The sequence below is a fragment of the Ruminococcus sp. J1101004sp1_RTP21198st1_B9_RTP21198_201120 genome, from assembly GCF_040924245.1.
GTDB lineage: Bacteria > Bacillota > Clostridia > Lachnospirales > Lachnospiraceae > Blautia_A > Blautia_A faecis.
The window spans coordinates 21,883-38,983 of the sequence record NZ_JBCOMI010000022.1; the positions used below are offsets into that span (position 1 = coordinate 21,883).

The 17,101-nt window shown below is 42.1% G+C and carries 18 protein-coding genes and 1 pseudogene; 3 read left to right on the forward strand and 16 right to left on the reverse strand.

Annotated features, from left to right (window positions below; genetic code table 11):
- Positions 1-78: 78 nt before the first annotated feature.
- The 5 genes from AB5618_RS14785 to AB5618_RS14805 form a co-directional block, all read right to left on the reverse strand.
- The gene (locus AB5618_RS14785) at positions 79-2,352 is read right to left on the reverse strand and encodes a DUF2298 domain-containing protein (RefSeq protein WP_148463159.1); all 2,274 of its coding nucleotides are present in this window, start codon (positions 2,350-2,352) and stop codon (positions 79-81) included.
- Positions 2,336-4,318, reverse strand: a complete 1,983-nt coding sequence (locus AB5618_RS14790) for a hypothetical protein (protein ID WP_148463158.1) — start codon at positions 4,316-4,318, stop codon at positions 2,336-2,338. The genes AB5618_RS14785 and AB5618_RS14790 overlap by 17 nt, the downstream gene beginning before the upstream one ends.
- A 109-nt stretch (positions 4,319-4,427) precedes the next feature.
- Positions 4,428-5,114, reverse strand: coding sequence for an N-acetylmuramoyl-L-alanine amidase (locus AB5618_RS14795; RefSeq protein WP_368366863.1), 687 nt, complete (start codon positions 5,112-5,114; stop codon positions 4,428-4,430).
- Between the two features lie 192 nt (positions 5,115-5,306).
- Positions 5,307-6,965, reverse strand: coding sequence for a glycosyl hydrolase family 18 protein (locus AB5618_RS14800; protein ID WP_368366864.1), 1,659 nt, complete (start codon positions 6,963-6,965; stop codon positions 5,307-5,309).
- A gap of 418 nt (positions 6,966-7,383) precedes the next feature.
- Positions 7,384-7,551, reverse strand: coding sequence for a hypothetical protein (locus tag AB5618_RS14805; RefSeq protein ID WP_227200025.1), 168 nt, complete (start codon positions 7,549-7,551; stop codon positions 7,384-7,386).
- Positions 7,552-8,256: 705 nt separating this feature from the next.
- Here AB5618_RS14805 and AB5618_RS14810 point away from each other — a divergent pair.
- Positions 8,257-9,036: an adaptor protein MecA gene (locus AB5618_RS14810; protein WP_118581522.1), complete on the forward strand. Its 780-nt coding sequence runs from the start codon at positions 8,257-8,259 to the stop codon at positions 9,034-9,036.
- Here AB5618_RS14810 and AB5618_RS14815 read toward each other — a convergent pair.
- A pseudogene (locus AB5618_RS14815) lies at positions 8,996-9,160 on the reverse strand (hypothetical protein); the annotation flags it as partial. The gene AB5618_RS14810 and the pseudogene AB5618_RS14815 overlap by 41 nt on opposite strands.
- On the opposite strand from AB5618_RS14815, the gene AB5618_RS14820 reads away from it, so the two are divergent.
- Positions 9,138-9,341 (forward strand): DUF6783 domain-containing protein, encoded by a 204-nt coding sequence (locus AB5618_RS14820; RefSeq protein ID WP_368366866.1) that lies wholly within the window; start codon positions 9,138-9,140, stop codon positions 9,339-9,341. The pseudogene AB5618_RS14815 and the gene AB5618_RS14820 overlap by 23 nt on opposite strands.
- On the opposite strand, the gene AB5618_RS14825 is transcribed toward AB5618_RS14820, so the two are convergent.
- Positions 9,303-9,506 carry a DUF1858 domain-containing protein gene (locus AB5618_RS14825; protein WP_117851487.1) on the reverse strand — a complete coding sequence of 68 codons (204 nt, stop codon included), beginning with the start codon at positions 9,504-9,506 and terminating at the stop codon, positions 9,303-9,305. The two genes, AB5618_RS14820 and AB5618_RS14825, sit on opposite strands and share 39 nt — an antisense overlap.
- 297 nt (positions 9,507-9,803) lie before the next feature.
- Here AB5618_RS14825 and AB5618_RS14830 point away from each other — a divergent pair, with 297 nt between their 5' ends.
- Positions 9,804-9,974 carry a DUF362 domain-containing protein gene (locus AB5618_RS14830; RefSeq protein WP_118583690.1) on the forward strand — a complete coding sequence of 57 codons (171 nt, stop codon included), beginning with the start codon at positions 9,804-9,806 and terminating at the stop codon, positions 9,972-9,974.
- A gap of 68 nt (positions 9,975-10,042) precedes the next feature.
- Here AB5618_RS14830 and AB5618_RS14835 read toward each other — a convergent pair whose 3' ends face one another.
- From AB5618_RS14835 to AB5618_RS14875, 9 genes are all read right to left on the reverse strand, one after another.
- A complete protein-coding gene (locus AB5618_RS14835; RefSeq protein WP_173715668.1) occupies positions 10,043-10,597 on the reverse strand; it encodes a helix-turn-helix domain-containing protein in 555 nt (184 codons plus the stop codon).
- A gap of 188 nt (positions 10,598-10,785) precedes the next feature.
- The gene (dnaB, locus tag AB5618_RS14840; protein WP_118583698.1) at positions 10,786-12,114 is read right to left on the reverse strand and encodes a replicative DNA helicase; all 1,329 of its coding nucleotides are present in this window, start codon (positions 12,112-12,114) and stop codon (positions 10,786-10,788) included.
- 64 nt (positions 12,115-12,178) lie between these two features.
- On the reverse strand, positions 12,179-12,628 hold the full coding sequence (gene rplI / locus AB5618_RS14845) for a 50S ribosomal protein L9 (protein ID WP_118583688.1): 450 nt from the start codon (positions 12,626-12,628) through the stop codon (positions 12,179-12,181).
- Complete coding sequence (locus AB5618_RS14850; protein ID WP_118583686.1) at positions 12,625-14,679, reverse strand: DHH family phosphoesterase; 2,055 nt, start codon at positions 14,677-14,679, stop codon at positions 12,625-12,627. Before AB5618_RS14850 ends, rplI begins: the two co-directional genes overlap by 4 nt.
- A 156-nt stretch (positions 14,680-14,835) precedes the next feature.
- Positions 14,836-15,102: a 30S ribosomal protein S18 gene (gene rpsR / locus AB5618_RS14855; protein ID WP_118583682.1), complete on the reverse strand. Its 267-nt coding sequence runs from the start codon at positions 15,100-15,102 to the stop codon at positions 14,836-14,838.
- 42 nt (positions 15,103-15,144) lie between these two features.
- Positions 15,145-15,597, reverse strand: a complete 453-nt coding sequence (locus AB5618_RS14860; protein ID WP_118583680.1) for a single-stranded DNA-binding protein — start codon at positions 15,595-15,597, stop codon at positions 15,145-15,147.
- A 74-nt stretch (positions 15,598-15,671) separates the two neighbouring features.
- Positions 15,672-15,959, reverse strand: coding sequence for a 30S ribosomal protein S6 (gene rpsF, locus AB5618_RS14865; RefSeq protein WP_117851485.1), 288 nt, complete (start codon positions 15,957-15,959; stop codon positions 15,672-15,674).
- A 109-nt stretch (positions 15,960-16,068) separates the two neighbouring features.
- On the reverse strand, positions 16,069-16,263 hold the full coding sequence (locus tag AB5618_RS14870) for a DUF951 domain-containing protein (protein ID WP_173715669.1): 195 nt from the start codon (positions 16,261-16,263) through the stop codon (positions 16,069-16,071).
- A 55-nt stretch (positions 16,264-16,318) separates the two neighbouring features.
- Positions 16,319-17,047 (reverse strand): NAD-dependent protein deacylase, encoded by a 729-nt coding sequence (locus tag AB5618_RS14875; protein ID WP_118583678.1) that lies wholly within the window; start codon positions 17,045-17,047, stop codon positions 16,319-16,321.
- Positions 17,048-17,101 lie beyond the last annotated feature (54 nt).

Genomic DNA, 17,101 nt, shown 5'->3' on the forward strand with positions numbered 1-17,101 from the left:
AATTTCTGCTTTCATTTTAGTCCAGCTTTCTATTAATTTTTCAGTATTCTTTAATATAACACCAGTTTAAAAACCTTGTCAATCCACCTTAACAATATAAGTGCCGGAATCTTCATCCATAAATACAATTTCTCCAAGTGACTGAAGAAGTGCATTATTCAGGCTGTCCTCATATTTCTCTCTTTCTTTAGAGCCCACAAAGATATAGGAAACACCATATTCCGTAAGAAGAGCTCTTACCTGGGTCTCATCCTGTGAAGTATAAATACTCATAATATCTGCCTGTTTCCGGTTCAGATCATCTGTATCATTCCTCCAGAGCCATTCGTGTACATACCAGCCAAGAATTGTTGGAAGACCTGTAGCTGCAGAAACACGCTCATAACCGCTGTAGCTGTCACCGTTTGCCTCCAGCACTACCGGAGCCCCTTTAATATTCTCCTTTAGCCATTGGATTGCAGACACATCCTCTGAAAAATCCGTATCCAGATAGCCCAGAGCATAAAGCCCCTGATAGCCTGACGGATTCAAAACCTTTCCAAACCAGGAATCCACACTTTTTCCAAAATATCCTACCGTCCAGATCAGGAAAAACAGACAGATTCCGGAAATGATCTTAAATACTTTCTGTCTGCTAACAGCCAGAAGTCTGTAAATTCCATATCCCATAGTCAGTGCAAACATAATATATGCCTGATAAGTAAGCTTGAACATAGTGTTTGCCCTGGCATTTCCATTTTCATAAATATCACGCACGTAAACAAATTCCGGGATTACCACCAGACCAATAGCGCAAAGTCCCATAATAATGGCAAAAAGATCTGCCGTGCGGATAGCTTTCATAAGACGGTACAGGCTCTTGTGCTCCATCCCCCGCAGCTTTTCCCAGAGAATAGAAATTACAAATGTAATGGTAAGAACTGCCGGAAGTCCCCAGAGAACCAGCAGCTGGTAGAAATAGGAATGGTACTTGGCAATTCCTATTCCATCCACCATAGTGTCAAACTGTAAGGTAAATGGCAGGATCACAAGATAGGCAAGCAGATAGATTTCTGCCATTTGTGCAAAAGTTACAACCATGATTTTCTTTATTTTTCCCTGGAAACGGATAATATTGGCAAAAAGCACCGTTCCAAGAGTTACTACATAATAAATTACAAAATCCCAGAAATTTGTCCACTGAAACATTCCGAGAAGCGCACTGATTACCAGAAGATGAGTCATAAGAAGCTGCTCTTTCCAGAATTTTCCATCTTTCATGGAAGTCTCAACCGGTACTGTTTTCTTGCGCACACCCCTTAGCCATACATAAAGAAATGCTATTACAAGAAGTACAAACATAATATTTACCACATGAGCATGAAGATCTCCCAGTACAAAAGAATAGCAGGGAAATTCATGTATCGTCCGGTCTTCCTCACGATATGGATTATATCCTATATAGCGGGTAGCATCCGGAAACCAGTAACTGCTCACTTCCTTACCTGTCAGCTTCTCAATCAGGGGAATGATCTGCGCATAAATTACGTAATGCATATTTCCTGCAATGGAAACAGCTGTACCAGCTGTAAATCCAGCTGCAAAAGGAAGTCCTTTTATTACTTTTTCGCTTTTTTGCTGTCCCTTCATACGGTCTGACATCATCTGGTAAACAAGGGAAAATGGCATTGCAAAAGCCAGTCCGGCTACAAAAGTACGCATAAGATTGTAAGTCAGTTCCACCTTTGTATGGGAAAGCTTGGTAAGAAAAACAGCAAAATACTGACCGCCATAATAATAATTAATATGTCCTTCTGAATACCACAGATCTCTTGCCGGAAGTGTGGTGCTTCTCATCATAGCTTCCATAAAACCATAATCCATGAACTTCTCGGTTCCATATGCAGCAGGGCGGAATCCTGCCAGATATGTCCACATAAGAAATGCAAGGAAAAACAATAATTCTTCCCAGTAAATCAGAGAAATCCTGTCAACTGGAAAACATTCTGTCTTTTCTTTTGATTCCTTTCGAAGAAGGAAAAAACAGATAACTGCGCATAGGATTGTTACAGCAGCACAAGTCAGGGCATTAAAAGGGATTAGTCTGATAGCTGTCAGAAACCAGGTAAGAAAACCTGTTGCAGCAATCGCCAGTACCTTAGAAAAAATCCATCCTTTGTCCTCAAAACGCCAGAACAGTCTTCCTGTAACAGGCATTGCAGCAAATCCCATCACTCCCGCCAGAAGCCACCAAGTCCAGAAAGTCCACACATCACCTTTCAGTAAAAATGCAGATAGGCCAAGCAGCACCACCGCCAGCAGAAGTTTAATTATTGTTTGTGTACTGATTTTTTTCTTATTCTTTTGTTCCATAAATTCTTATTCTCCCGTCATCTGACTGATACACCAGAGGATATGTATCCGCAATCACATCTTCGCGGCATTCTTTCTCCTCAAATTTCATACCTTCCTCAAAAAGGATATATGTAATTTGTTCTTCCTCAACTGTTTTCTTTAGTACCTGTGCGCTGGCTGTTGTATAGATTTCTACTGCCCTGGCAGCCCTGTAATAAGTGTCATAGCCTGCGGACCATGCATAATAAGGCCATCCCAGATACATCATAACCCCTGACATAGTGACTTCATTTATACTGTATTCCGGTGTCAAAATCAGATCGTCTTTTTTCAGATTTTCTGCAAGCCAGCTGGTCAGTCCACTGTTCAGGTTCACAGAAACCCGATGTCCCGAATCATTATCTTTTAGGATTACTGCAAAATCATAAATTCCTGTTATGGTCAGACTAAGTGCCAGAATCAAACTCAAAATTTTCCCAACAGCACCTTTCCAATGGAACAATCTGCTTACAGCTCCACCCCAGAAAACAGCAAGGAATGCATAAGATATTATAATATATTTATGATTCACGTTTATATCTGGTGTAAGAGACGCCACAAATGCAAAGATTGTTGGGAAAAGTATACTCACTGCAACTGCTCTTTCCATTTTTTTCAGAAAAAACAGCAGTACTAAAACGCCAAGGAAAACAATGCCGCTTATTTCAAATAAATATACAGCTATGCCTGGAAGTGATTTCTTTTCTGCCAGAAATCCAAAATATACAGAAGGTGATACAACACTTCCCCATACAAACATTTTAGATTGAATTTCCGAGAACACAACTGTCACGATTGCCAGAATCAGATAGTCAAGTTTTCCATCAGAAAAAAAGGCAAATCCCATAAGAATCAGAAGACATGCAATTACAGCAGCTCCATTCCAAAATGAACACAGACCCAATAGCATTCCGGCAAAAAGAGCTGTATCAGGTTTCTTAAACATCCATGCTTTTTTTGTAAGAAATCTGTTCTTCAGCCACAATATTCCCTTATCTTTCTCTGCACAGCTTTCTTCCACCCAGTCCAGGAAAATCCATAATACCAGCGCAGCCATCAAAAGACCAAATCCCAAGTGCCGCTGATTCAAATATACATTAAAATTCCAAAGTCCCCAGTTCTCATTGGGGGTATATCCAATAAAAGCAGTATTCCCGGCCAGAGTCTCCCACAAATCACCAGCCTGTAAATGTTCATATGCAAATCTGAAAAAAGCAGTTCCACTTCGAAATACAACAAACAAAACAGAAAGCACTCCGGCACTCATACTGCCAAAGAACCTTTTCGCCATAGAATACAGCATGATAAAGAAGCACCAGAGTGACAGACTGCTTACGGCATTGTACGCTATATCAATTCTCATTCCAAGATATTCCAGGTTTCCTGTCAGAAACTGAAACATAAAATGGTATTTTACATCTTCACCACCAAAATGAGGATACTGCGTGGGGAAATTATTTCCCAGCGAAAATGATCTCATCATCGCTGTATGAGGGGCATAATCTCCAAATACAGTAAATCCGGAATACAAATATCCGTCACTAACATGAAATACAAATACCATGATCCAGGTAATTCCCGCCAGTAAAATCAATAAGAACACGATTTCTTTCGCTGGAGGAACCTCGCCGGAAAGTCTTTTAATAAATTTCCCAAAAGAACCTTTTCTTCTATAACAGCACAAGAGCAAAAATATCCCCACAGCTGCCATCACCATCAGATTTGCTCCAAAGAGGGGGTTCTCCGCTTCAGAGTACACGCTTAGCAGCCATGCTGCTATATAGACAGCCCAGGTCATAAGCAGCACACCACTTCCAAATGACGCTGCAAAAGTCACCCACAAGGGCGTGATTCCTTTTTCTCTCATTCTTTGTTCCGGCAAAAAATTATGGGTAATTTCCCTACCCAATAATGCTGCCAGAATCAGATAAACACATCCTAACATGGTATTTTCCCTCGCTTATTTTTTCCAGTCCAGTATAGCAGAATCCACAGCTTCTGAAAAGTGTATAGTTTTTGATAAACTGAAATGTTTTTTCATTAACAGAGGATTCTCATTGTTCATTATTTTTTATGTATTCTTCCACACCGTCAGCCACTGCTGCCGCTACTTTTTCCTGATAATCATCCTGTAACAGTTTTCCGGCTTCTTCCGGGTTCGTAAGGAATCCACACTCCACAATATTCAATATCCCCGGGCTTCGTTTCAAAAGATAATAAGTAGTATTTCCTTTCGCCTGCCTTGGCCGCTCCACCTCAAGATAATCATTCAGTTTCTCCTGAATTATTTCCGCCAGTTCTTCTCCCTTAACAGAGTCCCGATAATAGAAAACCTGAGGACCCTTCACCCCAGAATCTTCGTAACTGTTCTGATGGATACTTACTGCAAGTACAGGCTTTACTTCCTGAATAAGAAAAATCCTTTTTTGCATATCCTGTACTTTCTTATTATTAGAGTCTTCATCGTATAATCCCACGTCTGTTTCCCTGGTCATAACCACCTGAAAATCTTTCTTTTCCAATGCACTTTTCACTTTCAGGCCAATGGCAAGATTTACATCCTTCTCCTTCAGACCGTCTATCCCGATCATACCTGGATCCATTCCTCCATGACCACAATCCACCACAATTACCTGCTTCTGATTCATCTCTACCGATACTGCTGCTGCCTCGCGGGAAAGATAATAAAAGCATATCAGCAAAAGACACCCCATAATCAGCTCCAGTATATGCTTTTTCAATACAAAACACCCCCTGGCATATAATAATATAATGTTATCGTTAAACTTTCGTCTTTTGTCGCTGTTCACGACCTTCACATTATTTATATGTCTCAGAGAGTGTTTTTATCATTCGTGTATTAGAGCATGTTTGAAAAAGGCGTAACCGTTCAGTACCCTCACAGCAATATGCTTTGCAAAATAGTACCTGTTTTAATTAGACGCAGACAGATTATCTGTGATCACCTGCCAGATACTGCTGTTCTCAAATCCCAGTTTCCATGCTGCCACACCGGCAAGATTATATTTCTGTACCAGCTGTACCTTCGCTGCAATAGACTGAGAATCTTCAATCCAGATCTGGTAAGTGCATCCATCCTTCTCAAAGCTGCCATAATTCTGACTTACATCGCTGTCCCAGTATACCTGGGCATTATTTGTATTTACTACTTCCTGGGCAGTATCCATGCCAATTGCCTCACTGGATAAGCTGCCAGCTTCTGTTTTCCATAATCTTGTGTAAAATGGAACTGCATTGATCACACGCTGCGCCGGAACTTCAGCGATAGTATCCTGAATTCCCTTCTCTACCCATGGAAGAGACGCTACTGAGCCCGCTTCCTCGGATCCAACGTAGTGCTCGTCATATCCCATAATAATGACATAATCTACTACCTTGCCCTGTTCAGCCCTGTCATAATGACTGGTGAAATCCTCTGGAACCGGATTGTCTACGGAAAGAACAAGATTGTTCTTATGGCATTCTATAGAAAGCTCCCGGAGGAACTCCAGGAAATGAACGCCCACGTCCTCACTAAGCTGCTCGAAATCCACATTAATTCCATCAATTCCAGCTCCAACAGCTGCATTCACCAACTGTGAAACCAGATTCTGTCTGGAACTTGTTCTGGACAATACCTCATAAGTACTGATGTCCTGCGTAAAATTGTCCACAAGTCCCCATACCTTCAGCCCTTTTTCATGGGCAAGAGATACATAATCAGCTGTAGCATTGTTGATAATATTACCATTGTTGTCAGTTACATAGAACCAGGTTGGTGAAATTACATTCACTCCGGTCATATTCTGAATAGCCTCCGAAAGTCCTGCATTGGCATCTGTGGACATTACCTGATGCCATACCAGATTCACTGGCTGGTCCATGGTAAGATAAGTATAAGATTCCCCAACTGCTTCTCTGTCCATATTCAGATTCTGAATATCACTTACACTGCTCTTCTCTATATATCCGATATAACCATCCCATGTGGCTACCTGATCCCAGTTCTCCAGTTCTTCCATAAGGATCAGATTATCTCCTTTGTTTACCCTGGACAGTACTTCTGATTTGATTCCTCCACGGTAGCGCACATATGTATCCTTAGTTGCTGTGACAACTGATACGCCTGAAAAATCCTTCTGAATCGCTATACGGTTTGGCTGCTGGTACACATAAGTATCCAGATCTGTATATCTCTTTATAAAATCAAGGCTCAGATAAGCGGTTCCGTCCTTCAGCCATACATCACCGCCCTCCTCAGCGGAAGCAGGTGTATAAATCAGCTCCGACGGAGTAGCGTACAGAATCTGCTGACCTTCTTCATCCCAGTAATATCTCTGGTTCAGATAACTATCCACCACGTCTACAGGAAGATATGGCTGTTCGCCAGACATAACTGCCTTCTGCTCCAGAATCTGGGTACCTACTATAATTACGGCTTCTGAATCGTCTGTCTGTCCATAATATTCAGTCAAATCCATCTGTTTCCTGGTAGGAATGCGGCGCATGATCAGGGTTGTAACAATTCCGATCAGGGTAACTGCTGCGATCAGCATGCATACCACTACTACAGGATTAATTCTTCTCTTCATAAAATATTTATCCTCTCAGTGAACGTCTAATTGATATCTGCTGCGGACTTTTCCACAGTCGATTATCATTATAACATATTTTTTTTCAGGATTGTATTACATAATTCGACTTTTTACAATTTGTTTACATTATTGAATGTTGGTATCTAGTACATCGAAAATTAAGTATCTGCTATATTGACGTAGGATGATTTTCTCATATGCAAGGCGGAGGAAGGAGGCGTAGCGGTGGCTACGGCGACTGACGACAACGCAGCAGATGAAAAATCAGACAAGTCAATATGGCAATTACTTAATATTCGATGTACTAGAATCATTCCTGCAATCAGCAACACCGGAAATTTCTTCCTGCCAAAGCATGAGTAGGGGGAAACTGCTGGTCTTGAAGAAATTCCGGTATGTACTGAATATTCATGGTTTACAACTGCTGATCATCGATTACAAAATCGAAATCCACACGGGCTATATGCCCATTCTCGTCCTCTGTATAATCCCGCATATATCCTCCGCCATCTGCAATCTGACAGGCTTTTGCAATGGCTCTGGCATCACTGGGCAGCCCTTCCAGATAAAGAGCAATTCCCAATTCTTCATACTGATTCAGCTCACCCTCCAGCGATCTGCAGGATTCTTCCTTTCCTGATCGTGATATACGCTTCGTGTCCTAACCTCCTTTCCTCCTTTATGGATTCAGAAAACACCTGAATCATTTTGCAGAAAAAAGAGACGGAATGTGAGCTCATTTCATCTTCAGGGAATGCAAACACCGCCCCAGCTGATACGCTGCATGATAAATCGACGCTGTTTTTAGAAAAAATAGATGTTAATGTTAATATTTAATACGAATCTGTGTTATCTCTGTTCTCAATTGCTTGTGAGTCACAGATCCATTTCTTTTTTCTTGTTCCCCATTATACGGATTCATTTTCCATTATGCAATAGATTTTGACCAGTTTATTCTTTTTTTCCATTCTGTTTCGAAAAATTTAATAAGTTGCAACTGAAATTTACAAACTGAAATTACCTGTTTTTTTTCCTATTGCACTTTTGAAACATATATTATACAATGAGGAATCAAGATAGCTGATTGTTACTGTTCACTGGTAGTGTTCCGCGAGGTGTTTTTGTGAATATAGTTCACAGAAAACCTGGGAAACCCGGCGCGAAATCATGCGAATGCATGATTTCTGTGCATCGCGAAGTGTGTTGTTATTCGCGAAGTGAGCATTAACAACTGATTATGGTAATCTTTTAATAATAAACACTATTTCCAAGAACAGGATGTGATCATATGAAAATAGAAAAAATCAGTGACAATCAAATCCGCTGTACTCTTACAAAGGAAGATCTGGACAGCCACCAGATCCGTATCAGCGAGCTTGCCTACGGCACAGATAAAGCCAAGAAGCTTTTCCGTGAAATGATGCAGCAGGCTCAGATTGAATTTGGCTTTGAAGCTGATAATATCCCGCTGATGATCGAGGCAATTCCCGTAAACGGTGAAAGTGTCATTCTGATTGTCACCAAGGTAGAGGATCCCGAAGAACTTGACACTCGTTTCTCCAAATTTTCACCATATAAGAAAACCAAGCAGGATACCCTTCATTTCGATGGTGCTGATAATATCATCGATATCTTCCAGAAATTATATGAGGAGACACAGAAAGCAGCCTCTCAGGGAGCTTCTTCCAGTAACAAGGAGGTCAAAGAATCTGGAGCTTCCAGGACTTCCAGAAGTACGGAAGCTTCTGAATCTGTTTCCAATACCCGGAAAGTTTCGGTAAACCTGATACGGCTCTATACTTTCCATACTCTGGATGATGTCATTGCTGCCGCACATGGACTGGATGGATTCTATAAAGGCGTCAATACTCTTTACAAGGATGAAAATTCCCTTTACCAGCTGATTGTACATCAATCCTCCTGCACAGCAGAAGAATTCAATAAAGTATGCAATATTCTTTCTGAATACGGCAGCGGACGCGCTTTTAATGCTGCCGGAGAAGCTCATTTAAAGGAACATGGTGAGCTTATTTCTCGCAAAGCCTTGCAGCAGCTTGCAAAAATCTGAAATAAAAAGAATCCTGCCTGCAGGATTCTCCGCCTGACAATTCCAAAATGCCTGCACGCTGCGCAGACATTTTGAACAGGCTAGAGCGTGTTTGAAAAATCATTCCCGCAAATTGTGACGCACATCTTGCAGAAAGCCTTTTTCAAACACGCTCTAAAACCTTATTAAAAAGGACTGGCAAATCGCCAGTCCTTTTTATTATAAGTTCGTATATACTCTGTCGGGGTTACCTTCTCAACCGGAACAGCCCGTCAAGAAACTATATACTAACGGCCTGCAAGATAATCGTTCAGCTGCTGGATTAAAACATCAGCATCAATTCCGTGTACCATAGCAGCCTCCTCCAGAGATTCCATCTGTGCGGATGGGCATCCTACACATCCCATACCGGATGCCATAAGAATACCAGCCATATTAGGATCTAACTGAAGAAGCTGACCAATCAGCATATCTTTTGTCACCTGTGCCATGATCTGTTTCCTCCTTTTTTATATCGAGTTACTGTTCATACCTGACCAGCAACTGCTTCTCTCGTAAAAAATTCCCTGCCATTACATCAAAACCGGCAGTAACTCTCCACGTTCCACTATTATAATACCAAATACACATTTGCGCAACCGTCACAATTCTAAAATTTTGTTTATAATTTTGTACTTGATATCCTTTGACATATATATTAGAATAGACTCATATCCCAGAAAGGGTTTCTGTTCACTCTGTGAACAGTAATCATAAGGGAACTAAAGAGATTAAAGGAGGATATAACAATGGCATATGTAATTTCTGACGAGTGCGTAAGCTGTGGAACATGCGAGAGCGAGTGCCCAGCAGGTGCTATTTCTCAGGGAGATGATCATTACGTAATCGATGCAGATTCCTGCATGGACTGCGGAACTTGTGCTGATGCCTGTCCTACAGGCGCTATCAGCGAGGGTTGATTTTCCCACATAAGTGATGATAGCATGAAGGGGAGCTTCCTATGGAGCTCCCCTTTTTCAAACACATTCTACACTCCGTTTTTCTTTTTTCCCTTCTTCTCCGAAGATGCAGCTGCTTCTCTTCTTGCCATCTGCTGTCTCCTGATGGCTGCATCCAGAGTGCGCCACCTGTCTTCTCCTTCTTTTTTGGCATGAAGCTCCTGAGTAATCAGACGTTCTAATATCTCCTGAAACTCCAGAATCTTTTTATCTGGCTCCGCTTTAAAATTCTGAACATTCTCCAGCAGTTCTTCCCGAAGTGTATCTCTTGTTTCATTCTCTTCTTTTTCTATACTCTCAGATTCCAGTAAATGTATTTTATCCTTTTCTTCCGGCACGATTACTTCCATTCCTTCTTTTTTTGTAAGTTTTGGAAGAAGATCATGTATCGCCCGAAGCTGCAAGCCTCTGTTCTTTAGTTCTTTAATGTTCAAAAACAGTTGAATATCATCCTGGGTGTAGCAGCGATGCCCCAGCTCATTTCTGCGAATAGGAAGGGAAAGTTCATCCTCCCAGTAACGAAGGACATAAGATTTCACCCCTGTCAGCTTCACAGTCTCAGCCACGGTATAGCATTTTTCCATACTACCCCTCCTCATGAAATTGTTGCTGTCCACAAAACAAATCGGTCTGGCTGCCAGACAGCATCCGTATGGACAATAGCATAATTCACTGTTTTTATTATAACAAAAGGTCTTTCAAATGCAAGAAAAAAAGGTCGACATAACATGCCGGCCTTTTCGAAGAAATACCATAATCAATCAGCATTTCCTTATTTTTTCATATTTACAAACTGTGTATACTGAGGCAGCCATACCAGCTCAACGGTACCAATAGGACCGTTTCTCTGTTTCGCTATAATGATCTCAGCAATTCCCTTTTTCTCCGTATCCTTATGATAATAATCATCACGGTAGATAAACATTACCATATCAGCATCCTGCTCAATAGCTCCCGACTCTCGCAGGTCAGAAAGCATAGGTCTGTGATCCGGGCGCTGCTCTACAGCTCGACTGAGCTGTGAAAGTGCAATGACCGGAACGCTGATCTCACGGGCAAGTGCTTTCAGGGAACGTGAAATATCGGAAATTTCCTGCTGTCTGGAATCAGAATGTCCGCTTCCACTCATCAGCTGAAGATAATCAATCATAATAATTCCAAGATTGTGCTCTAATTTGTATTTTCGGCACTTGGAACGCAGCTCGGAAATGGAAATACCGGGGGTATCATCAATAATAAGATTAGAGCGTCCGATAATATCTGCACCCTCCACCAGCTTGGTCCAATCCTCGTCTTTCAGATTACCAGTTCTCATATTCTGGGAATCCACATGAGATTCCATGGCAAGGAGACGGTTTACAAGCTGCTCCTTGGACATCTCCAGACTGAATATCGCTACCGTAACGTCCTTACGAAATGCCATATACTGGGCAATATTAAGAACGAAAGCAGTTTTTCCCATAGACGGACGGGCTGCGATCAGCACCAGGTCTGAAGCATGCATTCCGGAGGTCTTGTAATCCAGATCCACGAAACCGGTAGGAATACCAGTTACCGTTCCCTTCATCTTGGAAGCTTTCTCAATATTGTTCACCGCATTCAAAACCACCTGCTGGATAGGCACAAACTCATCACTGGAGCGTCTCTGAAGAACATTAAACAATTTCTTCTCCGCTTCCTCCAGGATCATTTGTGTGCCTTCTTTCTCCATATAGCAGGCATTTTCCACTTCCTCATTCACTTTGATCAGTCTTCGAAGGACAGCCTTTTCGCTGACAATATTGGCATAATACTTTACGTTGGCAGAAGTGGGAACTGCAGAAATCAGATCTCTTACATATTCCATACTGCTGATATCTGGTGGAAGTTCCTTCTCTTTCAGACGGTTCTGAAGAGTGATCAGATCCACCGGCTTTCCTTCATTACATAACTCCACCATGGCATCAAAAATAATACCATACTGGCTCTGGTAAAAGTCATCACTTGTAAGAATCTCTGATGCTACCAGAATGGCATCACGGTCCAGGATCATGGAACCAATAACGGACTGTTCCGCTTCAATGCTGTGAGGAAGTATCCTCTTGATCAATGCTTCTTCCATTTCGTAAAAAACATCCTCTCCTGCAGCTTTATGCATTACTGTTTACACTTCTTCACAGTAGCCCTTATGCCTCTTCCTTTACCCATACTTTCAGGCTTCCGGTTACCTTAGGATGAAGCTTAACCGGTACATTTGTTACGCCAAGATTGCGGATCGGGTTTGGAAGTACCAGTTTCTTTTTCTCTATATCGAGATTCAGCTGTTTCTTGGCAGCTTCTGAAATTTCTTTTGTGGAAACAGAGCCAAATGTTCTTCCGCCCTCTCCCACTTTAAGAGTAAGAATAACCTCTTTATCTTCAAGATTCTTGGCAAAAGCTCTGGCAGCTTCTAAATTCTCCTGGGCAACTTTCTCTTCATTTGCCTTCTGAAGCTTCAGATCATTTAAGTTCTTTGGAGTTGCCTCAAGTCCAAGCTTCTTCGGCAGGATCATGTTTCTTGCATATCCGTCACTGACGTTTACAATCTCTCCCTTTTTTCCAAGGGCTTTTACATCTTCCAGTAAAATTACTTTCATTCTTTGAATTCTCCTTCCTGGTATAACTGATCTATAATATCTTTGATCATTTTCTCTGTCTCATCTTCTGTAGCCTTCACCTGGGCTCCGGCAATGTTCAGATGACCTCCGCCGCCCATTCTCTCCATCATAACCTGCACATTGACCTCATCAATGGCACGGGCACTTACATACACCTCATTATTATATGGAGTAAGAACAAAAGAAGCCTTCACACCTGCAATATTCAGAAGCTCATTTGCGGCCTGGGCTCCTACTACTGTAGGACTTTCCAACCCCTCGCTGGGGCATCTTCCTATTGCAAAACAATTTCTGTAAATCTGGGCAGTGCGGACAACTTCCGCTCTTGCCTTATATGCATCAATGTTATCCCGAAGCATTTTGCGGACTCTTGTAATATCTGCGCCATTTCTCCGAAGATAAGCAGCTGCTTCGAAAGTACGCACGCCGGAGCGTGTAGTAAAATTATTGGTATCAATTACCATACCTGCATACAGACAATCCGCCTCCAGGCTGCGAAGACGCAGATCCTCGTCAAAATACTGAAGGATCTCGGCAACCATCTCACATGTGGAGGATGCATATGGCTCCACATAGGAAAGTACTGCGTTCTGTATCACTTCACTGCCTCTTCTGTGATGATCCAGCACCACGATCGTCCTGGTCAGATAAAGAAGATCCTGACACTCTGTATAACTTGGTTTGTTTGTGTCCACCACAACCACAACTGTATTATTATCCACAAGATCCTTTGCCTGGGCACAATCTACAAACATGGAAGGCTCATAATCCGGATTATTGATATACCCCGCCATCAACGGACGGATGGATGTGGTCGGATCATTTACTACAATATGGACCGGCTTGCCAAGGGTCTTTCCTGCGCGATAAATACCGATTGCAGCCCCAAGGGCATCTACGTCTGTGATCTTATGTCCCATAACCACAACACGATCCTTGGTGCTCATAAACTCTTTCAGCGCCTGTGCCTTCACTCGGGCCTTTACGCGGGTATTTTTCTCCACCTGCTGGGATTTTCCGCCAAAATAGGCGATGGAATCTCCATTCTTAATTACTACCTGGTCACCGCCGCGTCCAAGAGCCATCTCAATGGCAATACGGCAATATTCATAATTCTGCAGATAGTTTGCGCCGTTCAGACCAATACCGATACTTAGGGTGACTGCCATTTCATTACCAATATTGACCGTCTTAACTTCATCCAGAATATGAAAACGCTGTTCTTTCAATGCTTCCAGGGAACTCTGACGCATGATCAGGAAGTATTTATCCCGCTCCAGCTTGCGTACAAGTCCGTCAAAATTGGAAAAATACTTGGTGATTTTCCTGTCGATCAGTGCGATCAGAAGGGATCTTCTGACTTCTTCCACACCTTCCAGAGCTTCTTCATAATTGTCCAGATATGCCAGAGCAACTACCAGCTTATCATCCTCATTCTTCTGAATATATTCCTGAAGCTCTGTCTCATCATAGAAAAACATTGCCACAAGATTAATGTCTGCATCCACATTTTCCAGAATACGGGCTTCATTTACCACATCTTTCATAGTAACCAGCTGCATGGAAACACGATAGATCCTGTCACCAAAGTTGGTGCTCATCTCTGTGATCTCCTGTTTCTCAGGTACAGGAAGTTTATCCGGTGTGATCTCCGGAAAAATAGTGGTAATGTGCTTGTTATACAGCTGTTCTTTCCCGGTAAGCTCTGCAAATACCTTGTTGGACCAGATCATTCTTCCATTGGTGTCCATAATGGCATAAGGAAGAGCCAGATCATCCAGAAGACGCTTCTCAAGAGATTCATACTGATTGGCAAACGCGATCAGATCATTGAGAATCAGCGGCCTGTGAAAGCGGGTAAGCAGAAGTGCTGCCACAATATATACCACAATTCCAAGTGTAGCAAGAATTCCTGCTTTCACACTTACCATAAAAATAAGAATATCCAGCCATATAAGAAGAATGGTCAGATACAGTGGCCACCTCATGAACTGCTTCATGGATCCCTTGAATTTCAGTTTTTTATTCATAAGTTTATCCTCACTTACAAATCCTCAGGTACCTTTTACATAGTGACAGGCAAAATACGCCTTTGCCAGATAGTATAACAGATTTCTAAGGATTTTTCCATAGAAGATTAGACAGAAAAACCGCCATCCTTCCGGATGGCGGTAAACACTTCCAAATTAGTCCTGGATGTATGGCATCATAGCAAGATGACGTGCTCTCTTAACAGCAACAGTCAGAGCTCTCTGATGTTTCGCGCAGTTTCCTGTGATTCTTCTAGGAAGGATTTTTCCTCTCTCGGAAACATATTTTCTTAATTTTGCTACATCCTTGTAATCGATCTCGTTATTCTCTTTACCACAGAATACGCAAACTTTTTTTCTTCTGCGGCCGCCTCTTCTCTTCATTGGAGAATCTGGTCTTTCGCTTCTATTATTGTAAGCCATGTTGGTTTTCCTCCTGTTTTATTCAGTTCTAAGAGCTAAGCTCTAGTTAAATGGCAATTCCTCGTCAATGCCATCCGGAATGTTCATAAAGCCCTCTGCAGCGGTTCCCGGGTTCGGCATAGATGCCTCCGGTGCACTTGTGCGCGGATGGGAAGCAGCATAACTGTCGCTGGAAGCCTTGCTCTCAGCAAACTCCTGATCTTCCACAACAACCTCTGTAGTGTAAACCTTCTGTCCATCACGGTTGGTATAGCTTCCGGTCTGAATACGACCTGTAACGGCAATCTTCAGTCCCTGACGGAAATACTTCTCAGCAAACTCTGCCGTACGTCCAAAAGAAACACACTGAATGAAATCAGCACTTGCTTCTCCATCGCGACGGAATCTTCTGTCTACCGCTAATGTGTATCTGGCAATTGCCAGTGCATTCTCTCCTGCGGAATATCTCACCTCAGGATCTCTTGTTAAGCGTCCCATTAAAATTACTTTGTTCATTCTTCTTACCTCTCTTAATATACTAAGTGAACGGGCTCTTAATGGTGCTTTCTAAATCCGATTATGCAAAAAGATTATGCGTCTTTTCTGACAACTAAGTATCTTAATACGTTGTCCATGATACGTACATGTCTTTCTACTTCTGCCGGACACTGTGCGTCTGCCTCAAACTGAATAAAGTAGTAGAAGCCTTCATGCATTTTCTGAATCTCGTAAGCTAATTTCTTCTTACCCCATTCTTCAACGTCTGTGATAACGCCATTGTAACGAGTGATGTATCCTTTAGCTTTCTCAACTACTGCATCACGTACTTCGTCTTCAACTTTTGCGCTAACAACTAATGCTAACTCGTACTTGTTCATGCTTGTCTTACCTCCTTATGGTCTGTTGGCCCTTTGCCTGTCAAAGAGCAAGGATATTTTATATATCACGATTTTTGATTTTAACATACTTTTTTCAGGCTGTAAAGCATTATTTTTCCTTTTTTTGAAGATTTTTTGTGTTTTTCTCCACCATCTTCCGCGGTACCATGATCTGGTGTCCACAGCCCATACATTTCAGGCGAAAATCTGCACCTACTCTTAAGATTTCCCATTCTTTGCTGCCGCATGGATGACCCTTCTTCAATGTAACAATATCTCCAACTTCATAAACAACTGCTGCCATATATAAACTCCTTATTTACCTGCTTCATTTCTGCTTTAGAACCTTTTTCAGCACACTATTTTTTTACTTTTATCTGGGAAAACACCTGTCCGATAGGCTCCTTGATCAAAAGATCTGCATACCGATCTCTTGGTGTCGGGGACTTGTTGATCACTACCAGATGTTCTCCGGAAAAGTAATCGATCAATCCTGCCGCAGGATAAACTGCCAGGGACGTCCCTCCTATAATAAGAACCTGCGCCTGGGAAATGGCACGCACAGACTCATTGATGGTGCGGTCATTCAGTCCTTCTTCATAAAGAACCACATCCGGCTTGATAATTCCACCGCAGGAACACCTTGGAACCCCTTCCGCTGCTTTCATATATTTGAAGTCATAGGATTTCCCACATCTCATACAGTAATTCCGGTATACACTTCCGTGAAGCTCCAGTACATGTTTACTACCTGCCATCTGATGCAGATTATCAATATTCTGGGTGATAACTGCTTTCAGCTTTCCGGCTTCTTCCAGCTCTGCCAGCTTCAGATGAGCTGCATTCGGCTTCGCTGTATCGCATAGCATCTTGTCCTGATAAAAACGATAAAATTCCTCAGGATGACCCATGAAAAAGGTATGACTTAAAATAGTTTCCGGCGGATAATCATACTTCTGATTATAAAGTCCGTCCTGGCTTCGAAAATCCGGGATCCCGCTCTCCGTAGAAACTCCTGCTCCTCCGAAAAATACAATATTATCGTACTGGTCGATCAGCTCCTGAAGCCTTTCCACTTCCTTACTCATGTCCATTCCTCCAATCATTATACGGTACACATTTTTCAGTAATATGCTTTCCGA

Excerpts from the sequence above, each read along its gene's own strand:
- AB5618_RS14785 (WP_148463159.1), bottom strand. The coding sequence starts at position 2,352 with ATGGAACAAAAGAATAAGAAAAAAATCAGTACACAAACAATAATTAAA.
- AB5618_RS14790 (WP_148463158.1), bottom strand. The coding sequence starts at position 4,318 with ATGTTAGGATGTGTTTATCTGATTCTGGCAGCATTATTGGGTAGGGAA.
- AB5618_RS14800 (WP_368366864.1), bottom strand. The coding sequence starts at position 6,965 with ATGAAGAGAAGAATTAATCCTGTAGTAGTGGTATGCATGCTGATCGCA.
- AB5618_RS14810 (WP_118581522.1), top strand. The coding sequence starts at position 8,257 with ATGAAAATAGAAAAAATCAGTGACAATCAAATCCGCTGTACTCTTACA.
- AB5618_RS14825 (WP_117851487.1), bottom strand. The coding sequence starts at position 9,506 with ATGGCACAGGTGACAAAAGATATGCTGATTGGTCAGCTTCTTCAGTTA.
- AB5618_RS14830 (WP_118583690.1), top strand. The coding sequence starts at position 9,804 with ATGGCATATGTAATTTCTGACGAGTGCGTAAGCTGTGGAACATGCGAG.
- AB5618_RS14835 (WP_173715668.1), bottom strand. The coding sequence starts at position 10,597 with ATGGAAAAATGCTATACCGTGGCTGAGACTGTGAAGCTGACAGGGGTG.
- dnaB (WP_118583698.1), bottom strand. The coding sequence starts at position 12,114 with ATGGAAGAAGCATTGATCAAGAGGATACTTCCTCACAGCATTGAAGCG.
- rplI (WP_118583688.1), bottom strand. The coding sequence starts at position 12,628 with ATGAAAGTAATTTTACTGGAAGATGTAAAAGCCCTTGGAAAAAAGGGA.
- AB5618_RS14850 (WP_118583686.1), bottom strand. The coding sequence starts at position 14,679 with ATGAATAAAAAACTGAAATTCAAGGGATCCATGAAGCAGTTCATGAGG.
- rpsR (WP_118583682.1), bottom strand. The coding sequence starts at position 15,102 with ATGGCTTACAATAATAGAAGCGAAAGACCAGATTCTCCAATGAAGAGA.
- AB5618_RS14860 (WP_118583680.1), bottom strand. The coding sequence starts at position 15,597 with ATGAACAAAGTAATTTTAATGGGACGCTTAACAAGAGATCCTGAGGTG.
- rpsF (WP_117851485.1), bottom strand. The coding sequence starts at position 15,959 with ATGAACAAGTACGAGTTAGCATTAGTTGTTAGCGCAAAAGTTGAAGAC.
- AB5618_RS14870 (WP_173715669.1), bottom strand. The coding sequence starts at position 16,263 with ATGGCAGCAGTTGTTTATGAAGTTGGAGATATTGTTACATTGAAGAAG.
- AB5618_RS14875 (WP_118583678.1), bottom strand. The coding sequence starts at position 17,047 with ATGAGTAAGGAAGTGGAAAGGCTTCAGGAGCTGATCGACCAGTACGAT.